Genomic DNA, 21205 nt, shown 5'->3' with positions numbered 1-21205 from the left:
CTTTAGCTGCTTATTTCTGCTCAGCATTTGATAGGGTAGGACTTTTATAAGCATCGCTACTGGCTTGGTTATTAAGTTCCGTATTGTTTTTATTTTCATCTTCCTCATGCTTAGCCGGTGAAATTAGTTTATCTTTCACCGTCTCTTGCATTTTCTGAAGCAAGGATAACATTATAGTGCTGCCACCTTCCAAAGCTTTTTTTCTTTTCTTCAGCCTATTTAATGAGCTTTATTTTCAGTCTAAAATTTTCTCGACTCATTAATTTTGCATCTTAATAAATGAATAGTAATCTAATAAGACTAAAAAATCCTACTGTTCTTCAGGTTGTAAATTTTGGTGAACCCGACTTTGTATCACGTTGAAATGAAATTTTCGATGATCCATTTAAGGTAATTGCATTAAAATCGATGCGATCCCTTAACCACCATAAAATAAACAATGCCGGAAAACCTGCAAAAAATGTAATTAAATAAAAAGGTGTCCACCCCATATGCTTTACCAAATAAGCGGCTAGAGGACCTATCATCACGCGACCCACTGCCATAACGGCAGATAAAATCGCATACTGAGTAGCAGAATATTGCTGATTACAAAGTGCAATTAAAAATGCTACAAAAGCAATAGTAGCCAGTCCGCCACAAAAATAATCTAAAAAAATTGCCGCGATCATAAAAGTAAAGTTTTTTCCTATTAATGCAAGCATCATAAAAGAAAGATTTGTCACCGTTTGCGAAAAACCAAAAATTAAAAGCGAACAATAAAGTCCCAGCCGAGGCATGACAAATCCACCAGCAAATCCACCTAAGAGTGAAGCAATAACACTGACTAATTTGTACGTATAGCCTAATTCCAATAAAGTAAATCCTACCCCGCGCATTAAAAAGGTTGTATTTAATGATAAAGCCATTGCGTCGCCAAACTTATAAATCAAAACCAGAAGTAAAATCATTCCAATATATTTACGGGTTAGTAATTCTTTAAAAGGCACAATTATAATACTTTGCAATGTTCCTGCCGGAGCCGGTTTTTTAGAGGTGGGAGTGGTTAATGTCGGGATAATCTGTGCAAGCATTAACAAAGCCATGCAAATATAAGTTAGGCGCCAATCATAATCTGCTGCCAAAATTAAGGCCAAGCCGCCTCCTACTAACATAGCTAGTCGTCCACCCACTGTAGTAACAGCAGCCCCCAATCCTCGTTCTTTAGCTCGTAAAATGTTCGCCCTGTACCCATCAATCCCAATATCTTGGGAAGCCGAGATAAAGGCAATTCCAGCCGCTAACCAAAATATTCCCCAAGGATGTCGAGCGGGATCCATAAATGCCAACAAAGTTAGCGTGATTGCTAATCCAATTTGGGTAATCAAAATCCACCCTCGCCGATGCCCTAAATTAAGAGGGGTATACTGGTCCATGAACGGCGCCCATAGAAATTTAATAAGATAGGCGTACTGCAAAAGACTGAGATTTCCAATAACCATCAAACTCACTCCCGCAGCGGTATACCAAGCCTGGAGAGTGCCGGTTAGCAAGACGAGGGGTAATGTAGAAGAAAAACTAAGAAACAAAACCACCATCACGCGGCGGTTAAATAAAAGTCTAATTGGTCGCTCGTGGTTTCCCTGACTCATCTAACACTGATACAAAAATTTACTGCCCCTGTCAAGAGAGAGGCACGATTGCTATTTTCTTACCAAAATCCCTATAACTATGTTAACATAGGTGAAAATTTAATACTTTGCTTTTACAACTATGATGAGCCTATGATTAGCGTTTTTGAATTATTTTCCATCGGTGTGGGACCTTCCAGTTCACATACCGTTGGCCCTATGAGAGCAGCTCATGATTTCATCCAGTCTTTCCAGCACAAATTAACTCATATTGACCGAATAACAATTACCCTCTACGGATCCCTGGCTTTTACCGGAAAAGGCCACAGTACAGATAAAGCTGTTACTCTGGGACTGATGGGTGAACAACCTGAAACTATTGATCCCGATAGCATCGATGATCAAATGAAACAAGTTCGGAATAAAAGCAAATTAAGCTTATTAAAGCAACATACGATTAATTTTTCTGCAGAAAGCGACATTATTTTTAATTATCAGAAAGTTTTTGATTTCCATTCAAATGGTCTTGAGTTCGCAGTTTATGACGCTAATGAAACGTTGATTAAAAAATCTTTGTATTTTTCCATTGGTGGTGGATTTATTGTTAAGGACGAAAATAAAGATCAAGAAGTTTCTAACTCTCTTCCACTGAATACTCCATACCCTTTTAATTCCGCTGATGAACTTATGGCTTACTGCCAAAGGGATAATCTCTCCATCGCTGATATCATGTTAGCCAATGAGAAAATGGGCCGAAATAAAAAAATTATTAAAGAAAATTTATTGCATATCGCTGTGATTATGGAAAATTGTATTAATAAAGGCTGTCAATCCGATGGTTTTCTGGCAGGTCCTTTACGGGTACGACGACGTGCCCCTTTGCTTTATCGCAAGCTATTGATTTTAGGTCCACCGACGGCTCAACACCCTCAACCTATGAATTGGTTGAATGTTTACGCAATGGCTGTTAATGAAGAAAATGCAGCGGGAGGCCGTGTCGTGACAGCGCCTACGAATGGCGCAGCAGGAATTATTCCAGCAGTTTTAAATTATTATAAATATTTTTGTAAAGGGGCTACTGAAAAAGGTATTATTGATTTTTTATTAACATCAGGTGCTATAGGTATGCTCTATAAAAAAACGCTTCCATTTCAGGCGCTGAAATGGGTTGTCAGGGAGAAGTAGGCGTTGCATGTTCTATGGCTGCAGCCGGCTTAGCAGCGTCTCTAGGCGGCACCGTGGCCCAAGTAGAAAATGCTGCTGAAATGGCAATGGAACACAATCTCGGTTTAACCTGCGATCCCGTTGGAGGGCTGGTGCAAATTCCCTGCATCGAACGCAATGCGATGGGTGCCGTTAAAGCAGTGAATGCGGCTCAATTAGCCCTTGCTGAGGATGGCAAACATAAAATATCCTTAGATATGGTAATTGCTACCATGCGCGAAATTGGCCGGAATATGAATTCTATTTACAAAGAAACCTCAAAGGGTGGGTTAGCTGTTGCGGTTAATATTACTGAATGCTAGTCAAAGACTATTTTGTAAGGTCTCTCTCTAAATAAAGGTCTCTCTCTAAATAAAGGTAGTGCAATAGCGTAGTCAGGAATAATAGTAGCACAAGTCCATTTGAGAAGAAAAAACCCCTGCCGTTTTAAACGGCAGGGGTTTTTTTGTCAATAAAAAAACCTGGCGGTGACCTACTTTCGCATGGAAATAACCATACTATCATCGGCGCTGAGCGTTTTCACTTCTGAGTTCGAAATGAGGATCAGGTGGGACCCGCTCGCTATAGCCGCCAAGAAACCGGTAAAATTTAGTAAAGGGCTTATGAAACCATTTAGGGTGCATAGTCAAGTCTCACGATTAATTAGTACAGGTTAGCTTCACTCATTACTGAGCTTCCACATCCTGCCTATCAACGTTGTAGTCTTCAACGAATCTTTAGGGACCTCTAGGGGTCCGGGAGATCTCATCTTGAGGTGGGCTTCCCACTTAGATGCTTTCAGCGGTTATCCTGTCCGTACTTAGCTACCCGGCAGTGCCACTGGCGTGACAACCGGAACACCAGAGGTACGTCCACTCCGGTCCTCTCGTACTAGGAGCAGCTCCTCTCAAATCTCCAACGCCCACGGCAGATAGGGACCGAACTGTCTCACGACGTTCTAAACCCAGCTCACGTACCACTTTAAATGGCGAACAGCCATACCCTTGGGACCGGCTACAGCCCCAGGATGTGATGAGCCGACATCGAGGTGCCAAACACCACCGTCGATATGAACTCTTGGGTGGTATCAGCCTGTTATCCCCGGAGTACCTTTTATCCGTTGAGCGATGGCCCTTCCATAAAGGACCACCGGATCACTAAGACCTACTTTCGTACCTGCTCGACTTGTCAGTCTCGCAGTCAAGCACCCTTATGCCTTTGCACACAATGTACGATTTCCGACCGTACTGAGAGTACCTTTGTACTCCTCCGTTACTTTTTGGAGGAGACCGCCCCAGTCAAACTACCCACCATACACTGTTCCCAACCCGGATAAACGGGTCAAGGTTAGAACCTCAAACACACCAGGGTGGTATTTCAAGGATGGCTCCACTGGAGCTAGCGCTCCAGCTTCAAAGCCTCCCACCTATCCTACACAGGCATATTCAAAGTTCAGTGTAAAGCTGTAGTAAAGGTTCACGGGGTCTTTCCGTCTAGCCGCGGGTACGCTGCATCTTCACAGCGATTTCAATTTCACTGAGCCTTGGGTGGAGACAGCGTGGCCATCGTTACGCCATTCGTGCAGGTCGGAACTTACCCGACAAGGAATTTCGCTTAAAATCTTAACCTAATTAAATTAAATTAAATTTTAAAATTAAATTAATTTGACATAGGTTGAAAAGTAAAATTACTTTTCCTGCATGTCGCCATGCAGTTGGGACTATATCTTCATTCGAAGATTATCGAATGTCTGGCGCATAGTCTCTGAGGATTCTGATAAATTCGGCTTGCTTCAATATTAATTATAAATACCCTTTTATTATTGCATACCTTTATCATACCTTTGATATTTATTTAAATATTTATTTAAGATTTGCGGAATTTTAAAAGAGTTCATGAAGTTCCTGTAAACTGACAAAGTTTTTTCACTTTGAGTAACAGCGAATTCAAGTAACAGCGAATTCATGAAACACTTGATAGCTGATAGCCAGTTTTGTAACATTGAGTTTCTCGATCTACTGTTTAGCAAGGCTGATCAAAAAGCATCCTTCGCCATCTACAAAACTAACTGTCCAACCAATTTTTACCAGTCTCAATTTTACCAGTCTTTCCTGCTGATTGTCCGCACCTGTCAGATTTTCACTGCTTTGCGTAAAAATTAAAAAATTTTATGCAAAGCGAGTACTGCAAGGATACTCGGAGTTCCCAGCATATAGCCAGATTTTACTAAGGCAGCAATCCTACCTTAGGACCGTTATAGTTACGGCCGCCGTTTACCGGGGCTTCAATCTGGAGCTTTACTCGAGAGCTAACCCCATTATTTAACCTTCCGGCACCGGGCAGGCGTCACACCCTATACGTCCTCTTACGAGTTTGCAGAGTGCTGTGTTTTTAGTAAACAGTCGCAGCCACCTGGTATCTGCAACCCTCTTCAGCTCCAGTCGCGAAGACCTTCACTTACCAAGGGTACACCTTTTCCCGAAGTTACGGTGTTATTTTGCCTAGTTCCTTCACCCAAGTTCTCTCAAACGCCTTAGTATTCTCTACCTGTCCACCTGTGTCGGTTTGGGGTACGGTTCTACAATACCTGAAGCTTAGAGACTTTTCCTGGAAGCGTGGCATTAGTCACTTCACATGAACGAGTCATGGTTCGTCATCATATCTCAGAATTGAGTTCCCGGATTTGCCAAAGAACTCTTCCTACGAACTTAAACCACTACAACCATCGAGTGGCTGACCTAGCCTTCTTCGTCCTCCCATCGCAGTATTGTAAAGTACAGGAATATTAACCTGTTTCCCATCGACTACGCATTTCTGCTTTGCCTTAGGGGCCGACTCACCCTGCGCCGATTAGCGTTGCGCAGGAAACCTTGGACTTTCGGCGTGTAGGTTTTTCACCTACATTATCGTTACTCATGTCAGCATTCGCACTTCTGATACCTCCAGCAAACCTCTCGATTCACCTTCGCAGGCTTACAGAACGCTCCTCTACCAGCTCTAAAAAGAGCTCCGCAGCTTCGGTACACAGTTTAAGCCCCGTTAAATCTTTCGCGCAGGACGACTCGACCAGTGAGCTATTACGCTTTCTTTAAAGGATGGCTGCTTCTAAGCCAACCTCCTGGCTGTCTGAGACTTCCCACATCGTTTTCCACTTAACTGTGATTTTGGGACCTTAGCTGGCGGTCTGGGCTGTTTCCCTTTTCACCACGGACCTTATCACCCGCAGTGTGTCTCCCGTGCTAAAACTTCTTGGTATTCGGAGTTTGCCTCGGTTTGGTAGGCCGAGTGGACCCCCTAGCCGAAACAGTGCTCTACCCCCAAGAGTCATACACGAGGCGCTACCTAAATAGCTTTCGAGGAGAACCAGCTATCTCCGAGCTTGATTAGCCTTTCACTCCTATCTACAACTCATCCCCTACTTTTTCAACAGTAGTGGGTTCGGGCCTCCAGTCAGTGTTACCTGACCTTCACCCTGGCCATAGATAGATCGCCCGGTTTCGGGTCTACTCGTTGCAACTAAACGCCCATTTTAGACTCGATTTCTCTACGCCTCCCCTATACGGTTAAGCTTGCTACAACAAGTAAGTCGCTGACCCATTATACAAAAGGTACGCCATCACACTTCCGAAGAAGTGCTTTGACTGCTTGTACGCATACGGTTTCAGGTTCTATTTCACTCCCCTTGCTGGGGTTCTTTTCACCTTTCCCTTACGGTACTAGTTCGCTATCGGTCAGTAAGGAGTATTTAGCCTTGGAGGATGGTCCCCCCATATTCAGTCAAGATTTCACGTGTCCCGACCTACTCATCGTTACCCACATTATTAACCCTTTTATATACGGGGCTATTACCCACTATGGCTGAACTTTCCAGAACATTCTGCTAAAGCCAATAATGATTTAGTAACTGGGCTGTTCCGCTTTCGCTCACCGCTACTGACGGAATCTCGGTTGATTTCTTTTCCTCTGGGTACTTAGATGTTTCAGTTCTCCAGGTTCGCCTTATATGCCTATGAATTCAGCACACAATAACCTCAAAAGGTTGGGTTTCCCCATTCGGAAATCTCCGGATCATTGCTTGTTTGCCAGCTTCCCGAAGCTTATCGCAGGCTACTACGTCCTTCATCGCCTCTTACTGCCAAGGCATCCACCATACGCGCTTATTCGCTTGACTATACAACCCTGAATGATTTCACACGGTTGCTACGTCAATAACGACGTTAGAATACCTAAATTGGCGCCTTTACTTTTACTTTTTCACCGAATTGTTAAAGAGCTCCCTGCTTCGAACAAACGGCGCAGGGTCGGCCATCATGTACATCATATACTTTAAGTATACTTTAAAATAAAGCAAAGATAAATCATGAATGGCAAAAGAAACAAACAGAAGTTAAGACTTCGCTAAAGCAAAGCTACGCATAATTCACAATCTACAAATTAGTTCGCTATGCGTAGTTTTAGCGAAATATGTGGAGCCAGGCGGAGTTGAACCGCCGACCCTCTGCTTGCAAGGCAGATGCTCTCCCAACTGAGCTATGGCCCCGAAATTGGGTGGGTCTGGGAAGATTTGAACTTCCGACCTCACCCTTATCAGGGGTGCGCTCTAACCAACTGAGCTACAGACCCGAGTTCATTGATTAGAGATCTGAGGAACTTTCGTTACATCTGGTAACTTTTGTTATACCTGATTCTGATAATAAACTCAGATCCTGGATCCTATAATTGCTAGAAAGCAGTTTGTGTGGATACATGTACGATAATTTTGTCACCCTATTTAAAGTTAAGGAGGTGATCCAGCCGCAGGTTCCCCTACGGCTACCTTGTTACGACTTCACCCCAGTCATGAATCATACCGTGGTGAGCAGCTTCCCGAAGGTTAGCCTACCCGCTTCTGGTACAGTTCACTCCCATGGTGTGACGGGCGGTGTGTACAAGGCCCGAGAACGTATTCACCGCGACATTCTGATTCGCGATTACTAGCGATTCCAGCTTCATGGAGTCGAGTTGCAGACTCCAATCCGGACTACGAGCAGCTTTTTGGGATTAGCTTTACCTCGCGGTTTGGCAACCCTTTGTACTGCCCATTGTAGCACGTGTGTAGCCCTACCCGTAAGGGCCATGATGACTTGACATCATCCTCACCTTCCTCCGGTTTATTACCGGCAGTCTCCTTAGAGTTCCCGGCCGAACCGCTGGCAACTAAGGACGAGGGTTGCGCTCGTTACGGGACTTAACCCAACATCTCACGACACGAGCTGACGACAGCCATGCAGCACCTGTCACTCGGTTCCCGAAGGCACCAAGTCATTTCTGACAAGTTCCGAGGATGTCAAGGGTAGGTAAGGTTTTTCGCGTTGCATCGAATTAAACCACATGCTCCACCGCTTGTGCGGGCCCCCGTCAATTTCTTTGAGTTTTAACCTTGCGGCCGTACTCCCCAGGCGGAGAACTTAACGCGTTAGCTTTGCTACTAGAAAGTAAACTCTCCAACAGCTAGTTCTCATCGTTGACGGCGTGGACTACCAGGGTCTCTAATCCTGTTTGCTCCCCACGCTTTCGCGCCTCAGTGTCAGTATTGGTCCAGAAAGCCGCCTTCGCCACTGGTGTTCTTTCCGATATCTACGCATTTCACCGCTACACCGGAAATTCCACTTTCCTCTACCATACTCGAGATATCTAGTATCGGATGCAATTCCCAGGTTAAGCCTAGGGCTTTCACATCCGACTTAAATATCCACCTACGCGCGCTTTACGCCCAGTGATTCCGATTAACGCTTGCACTCTCTGTATTACCGCGGCTGCTGGCACAGAGTTAGCCAGTGCTTCTTCTGTGGGTAACGTCAACGCTCAAGGGTATTAGCCTTAAGACTTTCTTTCCCACTGAAAGTGCTTTACAACCCAAAGGCCTTCTTCACACACGCGGCATTGCTGGATCAGGGTTTCCCCCATTGTCCAATATTCCCCACTGCTGCCTCCCGTAGGAGTCTGGGCCGTGTCTCAGTCCCAGTGTGGCTGATCGTCCTCTCAGACCAGCTACGGATCGTCGCCTTGGTAGGCCATTACCCTCACCAACTAGCTAATCCGACGCAGGCTCATCTCATAGCACGAGGTCCGAAGATCCCCCGCTTTACTTTGATAGAGATTATGCGGTATTAGCCCGAGTTTCCTCGGGTTATCCCCCACTAATAAGGTAGATTCCTACGTGTTACTCACCCGTCCGCCACTCGCCGTCAGGGGAGTTAAGCCCCCGTTGCCGTTCGACTTGCATGTGTTAGGCATGCCGCTAGCGTTCAATCTGAGCCAGAATCAAACTCTTCAATTAAATAAATGTTGCCTAATAAAGGCAAAATAAGGCTCGACACAAAACGCTGCAGTTAAGCAGGTTGTGCGTCGAATAATTTTTTGGTGATTCGACTATCACACAGTACCCACACAAACTGCTTCTGTTTGTTACTAGTTTTTAAAGAGCAATTCCATCAAGGATGGATGAACTATTCTACGCACCTTGTGAGGAATGTCAATAAAAAAATATGATCCCATTTCCTTTCGAGCCCTATCGTAAATATAACATTAATAAAAACCCGGACCCAAGATAAGTATCACTAGAATGTGATAAATGACAACAGATTCCATGAACAAAACTCCAATAAAAAGTATAACATATTTTTTAATCAGTTTAACTTGAAAATCAATTTGATCAGGTATTGCTCACAAAAAAGAGTGCCCCAGCAGACTCCTTTTTTCTTATTAGACAATTTGTACATAGGCTTTTAGGCGCCCATGAGCTAGGGAGGAACGATTATGAAATAATGAAAAACTGGGTTTACTATTTATAAATGCGGTCCTAATGACAATGCGGTCCTAATGACTACTTATCTCGTTGCTGTGACCCCAACATTCGATGTTCCTAAATGCTCTAGCACGATGACTCTTTTTAGGTGAGCGCCTACATTCTAGGTTAAAGCTTAATCACTCCAACCTAAGCATGATATAGTTATCTTCTCTCTTATATCACCAGTGAGAAATTTAATGCCACAAATCACATTGGGGTTTAGTGACAACATTCAAAATTCCATCGAATTTAATTCTCTCTTTTACCAATTACACCAAACCATAATCAAATAGTCGAGTCGGCGTAAGTATAGAAAATTATAAATCTCGAACTAAAAAATTAGATCACTATTATGTGGAGACAGGTGGAAAAAATAAAGTGTTTATTCATTTGGATTTATTTCTTCTGGAAGAGCGAACTATCGCTGTAAAGTAATCCTTAGGAGAAGCGGTATTAAATTTATTAGAAACCCTTAAAGAAACCCTTAAAAACCTTTGTATACTAAATCAAAAAAAATTTAGATTTACAAATTACCGTACGCGTAGATAATATTAAACGCGATACTTATTTTAAATATCCTAGTAGTGGCACCTTCACTCCATTGGGAAATAAATAATCCAGCTGCATTTATCGGGAAAACGTGCCTTAGTTTGTGATACCCCAAAAGGCATTGGCAAAGCTTGTGCAGAAGCACTTGCAAAATTGGGTTGTGAAGTTGTTGTTCTTGCCCGTAACGAAAATGCTTTAAAAGCTGTTATTTCCTTTTCTTCCGAAAAAATACGCTCAGCATCATTCTTACTTATGCGCAAATCTTTCTAGCAAATGTTTCTAATCTTAGATGTTTTAGGAAGAATCATTATTCAAAAAATTAATAGCAACGGAACGGGACCATTAAAATTTTAATTAATAATGCTGGAGGGCTACCTATCCTACCTAGAGGCAACTGATGAAGAGTTTGAAACTGATTTTACACCCATTTACGTGCTAATATACTTTTAACGCAATACCTAATTCCGAACATAAACGTAAACCAATTCGGTTACATTATTAACATTATTTTTCTACGTCGGTGAAATTACTTATCGAAACTTTAGATGTTTCCAACACCACGCGATGGGCTGTAGTCGCATCGGAAAAAATGCTATCTTATGAAGTGGAAAAATATGGAATCATCGCAAATAATGTTCTACCGGGCTCCATTGAAACGGAGCAATTAGAAAAACTCATGGAGCAGAAAGTGGAAAAGAAGAAAGTCGATATTAAAACTATTTGCCAAGATAGTTGTCGCTCAAATTCCAGCAGGCAAAATTGGAACGCCTGCCGATGTAGCTAAAATTCTCTGTCTAACGCAATTTAGCGTTTGGCATTTTTTGGCGCTAGTGATCAATGTTCGGTATTTTCGGTATTGTGGGAGGACATTCGCAAAAACTGATAAAATATAGAAAACAGAAATTGCCGATGCTAGAAATTAAAATTGGACTATTTTCATAGAGTTTCCTAAAATAGGTCATAACCAAGATACTACAAGCAGTAAGCCACCATCAAGGGCTGAGGCACGCAGTAGTATCTGACCGAGGATCGGTTTGCAATTTAGGAGGTTGCGGCCCGCCAGCCTCGTGCAAATAGACTTAACTTATTTTTCGCTTCTTTTTCATCTCAATTTTTCTGCAGCTCTTCCACAACCTTTTTTAGATTCTCAGGCTCTTGGACGTCTCTATAAATTTCTTTCGTCAAGATTTTTGATTGGTGCAAAAGAATCAATGCTTCGGCAAACATTTCTACATTTGGATGAGCGAGAACCTTCTTAATCGTTCCCTCCGATATTAATCCTATCTTCGAAAGCGAAATAAACATATTAGAAACGCTTGGGGATTGTTGTGATCAGCAATTTCTTCTGATAAGTATTAAGCAAATCAGTGGAAGCAGCACTAGAAATATAGATAAATGACCATATTAGGGAGACAGGATCGGAAGAATCCTAAAGCAACTTCTGCAGTGAAAATGTTTCTGTAAAGCAGTAGCTTTTAGTTTTCTGAAGAAATCAAAAAAGTACGTTTGTTTTCATTTATGATTCGAATATAAAATAGTATTTTTATGATTTCAAAAGCATTTTCATAGGAAAGAATTTTATCTTTCTGCTCTTTCGGATGATAGTCGATAGGAATTTCTTCCAGGATCTTGGTCCACCAATTTCCATGTTTTTTCTTCAGTAATCATTTCTTCAAGATTATTCTCTAAACGCTCTTCAACAAAGAACATATTAAATCGTTCTACCCTGTCACTCCCAAAACCTAAAGATTCCTACAAACTTTCTTATTTATCCATTTTTTATCGATAAAGTTGATGAATTTCTTTAATTTTCTGCTACTCGTTCCTCCTCAAATATCTTTTATTTTTGATAGTAAAAGCTTATCAAGATAAGTTTATTTAAGTCTTAATATAAGATGTACATGGTTTATAATAATCAGAGAAATTTAAGACAGCTTTAATCTTTAAATATTAAAGTAGTTCAGTTACATAACCAAAGAGAATTCCAATGATAAAGAGATCCACTAGAACATCTAATTAAGGAATATGATAAAAAGTATGCTGAAGACAAAAAAAGGGGGCTTCCTGTTGCCTTTGTGTTAAAGCAGTTTATGAAATCTAAAGCATTAACTCCTACGGAGAGTCAAATTATTCGTTACAATTACGAGGATTTCCTTCAATTTTCCACTCATAATAATAAAGAATGGCCCTCACTCAAATATCTCAATACTTAAAAACCGTAGTGCCAAAATTTTTCTTGAATGGATAGAGAGCTAGATGCTGCCATACAGACAATTTAAAAAAGCGACAAGCTCAAAGAAAATTTTATTGCTCAAGTAGGGGAAGGGAGTAACCCAAAAGGAAATTAAAGAGGCCATTACTTCCTTTTCAACTAAAGGATTTGACACTATCAATGCTTTATATCTATTAATAAAATCTATTAATAAAAAATCTATTAATAAAGAGGAAAAGAAATCCCTCTATTCTCATTTGGAAAAAGAAGCCAGGCAATTTTATTTACGAGGGAATAACCACATTAGACTATTCCCCCTCCTTACTTTCCCAAACCTGCAAAAACAGGATTTTTTTACCGGAAATGACGGACTCAGAATACTCAGAATATAAAAATTTATTTACTTCTAAATTTATTTACTTCTTAAGAATTACCTATGAAAATAAAAAAATATCTAATAAATTTAGGATCAAATGAATTCGTTAAAATACATGTAAAAGAAAATGAAAATAATGATGAGAGTTATTTTTTATTTTCCTATATCAACAGAAATAGAAGCGAAGCTCAATTCACCTAAAATCAAGAGGAGTTTATTTCTGCAGCAGAGATGGTCACTCTAGTTAGACTAAATCCTCAACGGATTTTTCTTTGATCTGTACCACAGTTAGAAGCAGAAGGATATATAATTTTATATCCTTTCCGCTTTGTAATCCACTTTGTAAAAAAACCAAGGGCAGAGAAGTATTTTTGCCCAAGCCCCCTTTAATGGAAGAAATAATAAATTTTTTCCTATGGATAAACTTCATGTTAATGATCAAATGTTTAAGAAACGATTGGATCTGGCCAACGCCCCCTTATCATCTCTTGAAACGACTTCCAAAAATGAAAAATTCAAATGTGGCAATGTCTTGATTATTCATTATTCCACAACTTTAAATCTTATTTACTGTTGCTTAATAAATATAAGTCGCAGGTCAGTAAAATTTAGCACTCAACACAATACAATTTTTGTAATCAGAAATGATAATTTTTTAATACTGAATATCCCCCTAAGATAGTCATTCCCGCGAAAGTGGGAATCCAGAACTCGCATAAGTTATTCTTTTCACTGGATTCCCACTTTCGCGGGAATGACGTCCATAATTAAATTAATCTTAAAAAAATAAAACGTTTAATAAACAGAATTCTAAGTCAATTATTTTTTTAATAATTCACTTGTCAAAAATTATCGTGTACTAAAAATTTAGCAAATTTCTATAGTTTTTTTAATATTTCTATAAGATCATTTTGATATGCTAGTAAGCGAAAATCTTGTCATTCTAGCTAAAGCCCTTGTTAAATTTAATGAAACCCCTGGAATACTTACTCGAAATAATCTATTAAATGAGCAAATACGCTAATATCCTCAGCTCTAGCAATAATGAAAATTCTAAAGAAATTGCGGAAGGCTCTTATTCAGATTAGAAAAAATAATTCTTTCCGAATTCGAGAAAATAATGACCGTGCTCTTACAAAATAAACATTTTTTAAAAGACGATGTTCGACAAGCGATCGCTATCGCGCATCGAAATCTGGAAGCGGTAGCTGAGAGCTTGAGACACCTTAACAAAAGATAGGATTATTAAACTCCCAAAACATCCAAGCAGTTGCTACGCACTCCCCAGCCGAAAGCCCTGTGCGATGCCTTGTGTGCTCTGAATGGCGCTCGGATTTTAACTCAAGAACACTTAGAACTTGTGCTAAAGCAGTTAACAATATCTGATGGTAGAAATTTTGTAGTCGCCCTTTACTCAACAATTGCCTCATCCATCGCAGAATTAAAGACGAGGATACAACTAGCACTTTTAAGAAATTACTTGGAGAGACTGCTGCTTCAAGAAGATCTTCCTTATCTACCCAATCTCAGGAACCACGTTGTTCAAAATTCCCCGCACTTTTTCCCTATTCTCGCAAGATGGCAGATCTTCTGTTGTAATTGTTCCAAGATCCACAAGAGTGAGGGAAGAGATCAAATCACCTTCACTTTAGTAAAACGACGTTTTCCCACTTGGTACAAATGACTTTCACCAGTGGGGATGGTTAATTGAACATCTTCAACTCGCTCGCCGTCTATACGAACGGCACCCTGCGATATCATCCGACGAGCTTCGGAAGTCGTGCTGACTAAGCCAGCGCGTTGCAGAATGTACCCAATTCCTAAATGGTTGTTTTCAGCTGGAACCTCAATTTCCTCAAGATCGGTGGGTAATGCATGATTTTTAAAGCGATCGATGAAATGCTGATGTGCAGCTTTCGCTGATTTTTCTCCATGAAAACGCGCTACTAATTCTTCACCTAATAAAATTTTTATATCCCGTGGATTTTTTCCTTCAACTACTTCTCTGCGCCAATGATTAATTTCCTGCATGGATCGAAAACTTAATAATTCATAATAGCGCCACATTAAATCATCAGATATCGACATAATTTTGCCGAACATTTCTTCCGGAGATTCGGTGATACCAATATAATTATTCAATGACTTGGACATCTTCTGAACGCCATCCAATCCTTCTAACAAAGGCATTGTCAGAATACATTGGAGTCGTTGGCCAAAATATTTCTGTAATTCTCGGCCTACTAACAAATTGAACTTTTGATCGGTGCCACCCAATTCAACGTCAGCATGGAGAGCCACAGAATCATAACCTTGTAATAAAGGATATAAAAATTCATGGATAGTGATCGGTTGTTGCGCAACATAACGCTTATTAAAATCATCTCGTTCTAACATTCGTGCAACCGTATAAGTTGATGCTAAACGAAGGAGGTCATCGGCCTTTAAATTATTCATCCAGTTTGAGTTAAAAGTAACTTTAGTTTTCTCAGGATCTAAAATATGAAAAGCTTGTTTCTCATAAGTTTTAGTATTCTCCATAACTTTTTCAGGCGTCAATGGCTTACGTGTTATATTTTTACCGGTAGGATCGCCAATCATTCCCGTAAAATCACCAATTAAAAAAATCACTTCATGCCCTAAAACTTGAAATTGACGCAGCTTATTTAATACGACGGTGTGGCCAAGATGAATATCTGGGGCTGTGGGATCAAATCCCAATTTTATTCGCAATGGTTTTTTTTCACTTAAACGTACAAGTAATTCTTTTTCAAGAATAATTTCGACAGTACCTCGTTTAATTTCTTCTAGTGCTTCTTGTGGTGAAATCATCTAATCCTCTCATTATTCCGGATCTTTGTATTACATGGTATGATTCGAAATTGTAATCAGTCGAAATCCAAAAGGAAACTGAATGCGACCAGAAAAAGTGAGGTGGAAATCGACCGTATTGATCATTTTCACCGTAGGTCTCGTCCTGACCGTTTTAATGAGATTGCTTTGGGTTCACACACCCCCACCACCACCCGTCAAACGACTTACCCTTAACACTTCTACCCCACTTAATATTGTAAAAAAATAAACAGACTGGATCTGCAATGGCAAACCGTCGTAGTAACACGTGGTGATACTTTAGCGGCTATTTTTATTCGTTTAAAAATTAATCAGAAGGATTTGGTGCAGCTGCTCAAGCAAAATAAATTTCTCGCTGTCCTTCGTCCTCATGAAAAACTCGCTTTCCAAACCAATTCTTCTCATCAACTCATGGCACTTCAATATCCACTATCGACAGCTAAGACATTAATTTTTATTCGTCAAGGAAATGACTTTATAAAAAAGATGAAAACCCAATCCGTTACAACTACCTTGGCTTATAAGTCAATTGTAGTTCAACATTCTCTAACTCAAGATGCAAAAAAATCTGGTCTAACTTCCCGAATGCTTAGCGAATTACAAACTATTTTTGGCGGAAAGATTAATTTTGCACGTGACCTCCGTCGAGGAGATCGCTTTGACTTTCTGTATCAAGAAGATTACATTAATAGAAAGAAATACCGCAATGGTAATATCGTTGCTTCTGAATTCATTCATCGAGATAAAATAGAGCAGCAAGCCGTTCGTTATACTTATCCTATCAATCATACTGCCTATTACAATCCTAATAGTAGTAGTAGTCGCAGTGTGGCAGTGCCTTTTCTGCGTGCCCCCTGCATTATAAACGGATCAGCAGTTACTTCAGCTATCATCGCTATGATCCTATATTACATAAAATTCGACCTCACCTAGGTGTGGATTTTGCTGCTCCTCTTGGTACACCTATTAAATCTATTGGTGAAGGCCAAATCGTCTTTACGGGCCATGACGGTGGCTATGGCAGGACAATTAAGGTACGTTATGGTCACCATTATCTCGCCCTGTATGGACATATGTTGCGATTTTCGAAACCTCACCTCAACGAATGGGTGCATAAAGGAGAAATAATTGGGTACGTAGGCGAATCGGGTTGGACCACAGGGCCACATCTTCACTTTGGCTTCTATGTCAATGGTAAACCCCAAAATTGGTTGGCTATGAAACTTCCCACAGACCAAAGTGTTCCCCAAAAATATGAGAAACCTTTTTTGAATACAGCTAAACAATTGTTAGCGGAGCTGCATCTGCATCAAGATACTCAATTAGCCGCCAACAATACGAAACTTAAAAATTCAACATAAGCCCTACAAGTGTGCCATAAGAACGTTTTTACATCGGCGTCCGGCACAAGTTTGGATGCCCGTTGACGCTGTGCTTGTCCGATTTAATCCTATCCAACTGGTAGCCAGTCATATGGTAGCCAGTCATAGCGAGCCGATTCCTAAAGAAATAAGAAAAAACTTGAACCTTCCCTGTTTGTCTTCCTCTTGTTCCATTAAGTAAACTCGGGGAAATTGATGTGACGCTCGGACGATTATTTGCAGCCGTGTCGCTTAAAACCTGCTAAAAAAAGCCGATATTAAACCAAAAACGATTTACGCTATTGGTAGCCATGGCCAAACCACATCATAAGCCCGAAGGAAACTATCCTTTTACCTTGCAACTTGGAGATCCTAATACAATCGCGATCCTAACAGGAATATTACAAAGGTAGCTGATTTTCGCCTGCCGGGACCATGGCACTAGGGGGTCAATCCGCACTGCTCTTGCGCCTGCTTTCCATAATTTCCTATTGCGAAATACTAAAAAACCGACTGGTAACAAATATTGGGGGATCGCTAATCTTACGTTCCTTCCTCAGGATCCCCATCAATTTGTTATAGGTTTTGATACTGGGCCAGGAAATACTCTGCTTGATGCTTGTGGTGTGGCCGGCATTTAAAAAAAGACTGGGACCACTCTGGGAAGTGAGCAGCAAGCGGCTGCATACAACATACAAGAAACCTTATTAGAAAGCCTACTAGCAGACCCCCTATTTTCAACGTTCTCCACCCAAAAGCATCGGTTGTGAATATTTCAACACCTTAAGTGGCTCGAAGAAAAATTAATGGGAAGCGATTTTTCCGTAGAAAACATCTAAGCTACTTTAGTGGAACTCACTGCTCGAAGTATTAGTCAGGCTTTCCATCGCCTCTCTTTAAATTCCGGCAGCGTATGATTGTGTGGGGGCGCGGGGTATCCATAACCCCACACTACCGTCGTCGACCGATTGAGGGAATTATGTCAACCTTACGAGTAACCATAACCACCACTGAAGAGTCGGGTATATCTCTCGATTGGGTAGAGGCAGTTTGCTTTACCTGGTTAGCCAAACAAATTCTAGAAAAGAAAGCGAGCAACTTACATAGTGTTTGCTAGAGCTAAAAACGGCTATTTTGGAAGGGAGTCTATTGGGCGTGAAAGCTTGACTAAATCGTTTCTTCATTTTTAATTAAATCTCTGAATAGAGGCGCAAGCTCTTTAAAGTTCGAACAATACAACTTTTCTAGCAAAGGAAGTCCTCTTGCGCCGGTGAGCATTGCCTCAAAGTCAAAGGCTTCTTTACTTTTATATAAGGAAAAAAGGTTGATGCACCATTTTAGTCTAGTTAAGCGCAATATACCTCCTTTACTTGACGATTCCACAAAGATCCAAAGAGTAGAATATCTTTCCCACAAAACATTCCCCGACACTCAAGGTGTTCACAATAACAATCCATGGAAGAAAGAAGATTTAATACACCGTAATCACAAATTATCTCTTCACCCGCTCGGAAATGTCTCTAGTGGCAACTTCAATTTCAAGACCCACTCCTCGAACATTAAGGTTGACAGGCATAGTTAGTTCGTGTAGCGCCCAAAATCCCAACAAAGTATGAACGCCCCCTTCTGCATTGATGTAGACATATTTATATAAAATCTTCCGATAAGGAGGAGGAATTTTCTTAACGCTGTCTATTGAATATTCTCTATCGAGGTGACTAAAGTCCATACTACTGTACCACGAGATATTTTTTACGTAGCAATAAAAACACTATAACCAATTGTTTAGTTAATATATTTAAGTTCAGTATTTGGATGTATCATCGTCCCTAATCTTCTTTTGTTAGTTTGATTTTTAAAATCAAACAAATTTTGTGAGAAGTTATGACATTAATCAAGTGATTTTTTCAGGAGAAAATCATCACTGTTTGCAACAACGCAAAACATGGATCCCTTTAACCGTGTGGGGCTTAAAAAGGTAGGCCCCCTCAAGGTATTGAGCAAGAGGCTCATCAACCACACACTTCTTTGCCAAAGAAGCATGTCTAAAAATTAAGTTCTTTCCACTCCTCAACGCAAATTCTAGATCAGAGATATTCAAATTGGTGCCAATTTTATCTCGCATATTCCAATTAGGGTGAACGATTTCAATAATCGAACCGTTAGGAATTTGTTTAAATAACTTATCTCTACGTGTATCATCCAACAATTTCTTTAAAGAAAGATAAGGCAATCGACTCTTTTCTAATTTAACTCGAGAGGAAAAGGCTTTCAGTTTTTTTAGTAAAGCTCGTGCCTCAAAATCGGAAATTGGCTTTAATAATTTAATATTAGCCAAAGTACAATGTTTAAACCAATTAGATTGTCAATAATTGCCTCGTCTGTTTCACAAATGGAGTAATCCTCTGTATCTTTAATATCGCTGCTTATATCTTTAATTAGCTGATTTTTTGCATTCTGAATATTCTAGTCGACACTGGTATGAAGTGAAATCGATTTTCGTAACGAGAAATGGCATTATAATAACTAAAAGCCAAAATTTTTCCGAAAAAGTCATCTTTTTTTCTGACAGAGCTAAGGCACAGACTGTATTCACAAGCATCAAAAAATCAAAATAATCCGTTCAATACAATGGATTTTGGTCAAACTGTCTCTCTTCCCCTTCACCTAAAACACCTGGAAGATAGGGTTTTCTAAAAACTGATTACTATAAAAGACAATTCGCTTATCTAAGGTTTGCAATTTCAAAGAATGCAATTCGGCTAAAATATTAGCGATTGTATTATCGTAATCGCGCATACAATAAGAGAAATTATTTTAATGCTGTTTATATTTTTATTATAAAAAATTATGTGAGGTGCGTAATTCCCTTCTTACGTTATAATGTCAGCATGATCACGTTGGACTATGTTACTAAAGCTTATCCCAGTAGTTCTACCTTAGCCATGAATATAATGTTTCTTTTCAAGTAAAAGATAGCGAAATCTTAGTTTTATTAGGAGGCTCCTCCGGAATCGGAAAAACTACCTTAATGGAAATGATAAATTGATTGATCGAGCCAACGCGTGGTAGATCAAGATCGATGGCAAAGATATTATTCAATACGAAATCAGTATCTTACGTCGATCGATTGGTTACGTTTTTCTACAAATAGCGCTCTTTCCTCATATGACAGTGGAAAAAAATATAACCGCCCTTTTAAAGCTAATGCATGTTCCGAAGAAAAAACGTATTGAACGAGCTTATGAGTTATTATTGGATCTCGTCCACTTAGACCAACAAAAATTCGCGCCACCCGGTCGGTAACCCCGGATGAATTATCTAGGGGGCAGCAGCAGCGTGTAGGCGTTGCCCGAGCATTAGCCTCCCGGTTGATCCTGAATATTTATTGATGAATGAACTTTTTGGTGCTCTCGATGGCTATGACTCGCTTGGCTTTACAAGATGAGATCATCCATCTCAATCAACAACTCGGAAAAACCATTATTTTCGTCACCCACGATATTTTCCAAGTATTTCGCATCGCAGACCGCATCGCTGTATGGAACATCTGGACAGGAGTTCACGGTGAGCCGCTTTGAGGATCAAATTATTAGAACATATTTATTTAGCCTTATCCGCTACTTTCGCAGCCATCCTTATTGGTATTCCTTTGGAAATATTAATTTTAAATTGCACAATTTTGCGAAATATTATTTTAGGAATGGCTAGCATTTTCTCCAAACGATCCCTATCCTTACTTTATTGCCTTTTTTAATTCCATTTTTAGAAATTGGTGTTAACCCCACTATTGTCCGTCCTAATCGTTTACGCTTTATTGCCGATCACTCGTAACACTTATATCGGTGTTTATTATTAGAGGTCCCTTCTGAAAGTGTTGAAGCGCGGGCTCCCTCGTGCGATGGGTTTTACTCATTGAATCACGAAATAAATTATCTATTAAAAAGGAATTTAATTTAAGTTCAACCACGGTTGTTGAGAATATCTTATTAAAAGCTGCAGTTGATCTTTATCCGGAATATATCAGAACTGCATATCTGGTTGTATTGCACCATACTAAACTCCTCTCCGCTCAGAAAATATTCCAAATACTGAAAAAAGAATATGAACAACATTATCAATTAATTTGGCTAAGCCCCTTTGGCTTTAATAACTCTCAAAGTTTAGCGGTAATAGAAAATTTTTCAAAAAAGCATCGCCTTTAAAATTTAA

15 protein-coding genes, 2 tRNA genes, 3 rRNA genes and 1 pseudogene are annotated in these 21205 nt (G+C 40.2%); 11 read left to right on the top strand and 10 right to left on the bottom strand.

The window, feature by feature from the left end; all coding sequences use genetic code 11:
- Positions 1-10 precede the first annotated feature (10 nt).
- Positions 11-172: a hypothetical protein gene (locus MRH55_RS03020; RefSeq protein ID WP_304985960.1), complete on the bottom strand. Its 162-nt coding sequence runs from the start codon at positions 170-172 to the stop codon at positions 11-13.
- Positions 173-320: 148 nt separating this feature from the next.
- Positions 321-1631 carry an AmpG family muropeptide MFS transporter gene (locus tag MRH55_RS03015; protein ID WP_304985959.1) on the bottom strand — a complete coding sequence of 437 codons (1311 nt, stop codon included), beginning with the start codon at positions 1629-1631 and terminating at the stop codon, positions 321-323.
- 132 nt (positions 1632-1763) lie between these two features.
- On the opposite strand from MRH55_RS03015, the pseudogene MRH55_RS03010 reads away from it, so the two are divergent.
- Positions 1764-3136 (top strand): annotated as a pseudogene (locus MRH55_RS03010) (L-serine ammonia-lyase).
- A 157-nt stretch (positions 3137-3293) separates the two neighbouring features.
- Here MRH55_RS03010 and rrf read toward each other — a convergent pair.
- The 5 genes from rrf to MRH55_RS02985 form a co-directional block, all read right to left on the bottom strand.
- Positions 3294-3409: ribosomal RNA gene (gene rrf, locus MRH55_RS03005) — 5S ribosomal RNA — on the bottom strand.
- A 46-nt stretch (positions 3410-3455) separates the two neighbouring features.
- Positions 3456-6984 (bottom strand): 23S ribosomal RNA (locus MRH55_RS03000).
- Between the two features lie 296 nt (positions 6985-7280).
- Positions 7281-7353, bottom strand: a tRNA-Ala gene (locus tag MRH55_RS02995).
- 9 nt (positions 7354-7362) lie between these two features.
- A tRNA-Ile gene (locus tag MRH55_RS02990) sits at positions 7363-7436 on the bottom strand.
- Positions 7437-7591: 155 nt separating this feature from the next.
- Positions 7592-9132: ribosomal RNA gene (locus tag MRH55_RS02985) — 16S ribosomal RNA — on the bottom strand.
- Together the 16S, 23S and 5S rRNA genes with 2 tRNA genes alongside form the textbook arrangement of a ribosomal RNA operon.
- Positions 9133-10254: 1122 nt before the next feature.
- On the opposite strand from MRH55_RS02985, the gene MRH55_RS07660 reads away from it, so the two are divergent.
- Together MRH55_RS07660 and MRH55_RS02980 are read left to right on the top strand one after the other, a co-directional pair.
- Positions 10255-10461: an SDR family NAD(P)-dependent oxidoreductase gene (locus MRH55_RS07660; RefSeq protein ID WP_369421491.1), complete on the top strand. Its 207-nt coding sequence runs from the start codon at positions 10255-10257 to the stop codon at positions 10459-10461.
- Between the two features lie 250 nt (positions 10462-10711).
- Entirely contained in the window at positions 10712-10975 is a 264-nt protein-coding gene (locus MRH55_RS02980; RefSeq protein ID WP_304985958.1) for a Rossmann-fold NAD(P)-binding domain-containing protein, read from the top strand.
- 3436 nt (positions 10976-14411) lie between these two features.
- Here MRH55_RS02980 and tyrS read toward each other — a convergent pair.
- On the bottom strand, positions 14412-15611 hold the full coding sequence (gene tyrS, locus MRH55_RS02975; RefSeq protein WP_304985957.1) for a tyrosine--tRNA ligase: 1200 nt from the start codon (positions 15609-15611) through the stop codon (positions 14412-14414).
- A gap of 345 nt (positions 15612-15956) precedes the next feature.
- Here tyrS and MRH55_RS02970 point away from each other — a divergent pair, with 345 nt between their 5' ends.
- From MRH55_RS02970 to MRH55_RS02960, 4 genes are all read left to right on the top strand, one after another.
- A complete protein-coding gene (locus MRH55_RS02970) occupies positions 15957-16565 on the top strand; it encodes a hypothetical protein (RefSeq protein ID WP_304985956.1) in 609 nt (202 codons plus the stop codon).
- 2 nt (positions 16566-16567) lie between these two features.
- Complete coding sequence (locus MRH55_RS02965) at positions 16568-16993, top strand: M23 family metallopeptidase (protein ID WP_304985955.1); 426 nt, start codon at positions 16568-16570, stop codon at positions 16991-16993.
- 491 nt (positions 16994-17484) lie between these two features.
- Positions 17485-17634 carry an anhydro-N-acetylmuramic acid kinase gene (locus MRH55_RS07655; protein ID WP_369421398.1) on the top strand — a complete coding sequence of 50 codons (150 nt, stop codon included), beginning with the start codon at positions 17485-17487 and terminating at the stop codon, positions 17632-17634.
- Between the two features lie 272 nt (positions 17635-17906).
- Positions 17907-18110, top strand: coding sequence for an anhydro-N-acetylmuramic acid kinase (locus tag MRH55_RS02960; RefSeq protein WP_304985954.1), 204 nt, complete (start codon positions 17907-17909; stop codon positions 18108-18110).
- 375 nt (positions 18111-18485) lie between these two features.
- Here the strand turns inward: MRH55_RS02960 and MRH55_RS02955 are convergent, their stop codons facing one another.
- Both MRH55_RS02955 and MRH55_RS02950 read right to left on the bottom strand, forming a co-directional pair.
- Entirely contained in the window at positions 18486-18722 is a 237-nt protein-coding gene (locus tag MRH55_RS02955) for a hypothetical protein (RefSeq protein WP_304985953.1), read from the bottom strand.
- A gap of 192 nt (positions 18723-18914) precedes the next feature.
- On the bottom strand, positions 18915-19331 hold the full coding sequence (locus MRH55_RS02950; RefSeq protein ID WP_304985952.1) for an N-acetylmuramoyl-L-alanine amidase-like domain-containing protein: 417 nt from the start codon (positions 19329-19331) through the stop codon (positions 18915-18917).
- A gap of 645 nt (positions 19332-19976) precedes the next feature.
- Between MRH55_RS02950 and MRH55_RS02945 the strand changes: the two genes are divergently transcribed.
- The 4 genes from MRH55_RS02945 (at position 19977) to MRH55_RS02930 (ending at position 21198) form a co-directional block, all read left to right on the top strand.
- On the top strand, positions 19977-20042 hold the full coding sequence (locus MRH55_RS02945; protein ID WP_304986102.1) for a hypothetical protein: 66 nt from the start codon (positions 19977-19979) through the stop codon (positions 20040-20042).
- Positions 20043-20161: 119 nt separating this feature from the next.
- Entirely contained in the window at positions 20162-20299 is a 138-nt protein-coding gene (locus MRH55_RS02940; RefSeq protein ID WP_304985951.1) for a hypothetical protein, read from the top strand.
- A 98-nt stretch (positions 20300-20397) separates the two neighbouring features.
- Entirely contained in the window at positions 20398-20574 is a 177-nt protein-coding gene (locus MRH55_RS02935; protein WP_304985950.1) for a hypothetical protein, read from the top strand.
- A 315-nt stretch (positions 20575-20889) separates the two neighbouring features.
- The gene (locus tag MRH55_RS02930; RefSeq protein WP_304985949.1) at positions 20890-21198 is read left to right on the top strand and encodes a glycine betaine ABC transporter substrate-binding protein; all 309 of its coding nucleotides are present in this window, start codon (positions 20890-20892) and stop codon (positions 21196-21198) included.
- Positions 21199-21205: the final 7 nt, after the last annotated feature.

It is taken from the genome of Coxiella-like endosymbiont (assembly GCF_030643785.1).
Lineage (GTDB): Bacteria > Pseudomonadota > Gammaproteobacteria > Coxiellales > Coxiellaceae > Coxiella.
This window is presented reverse-complemented; position numbering and strand designations above follow the sequence as displayed.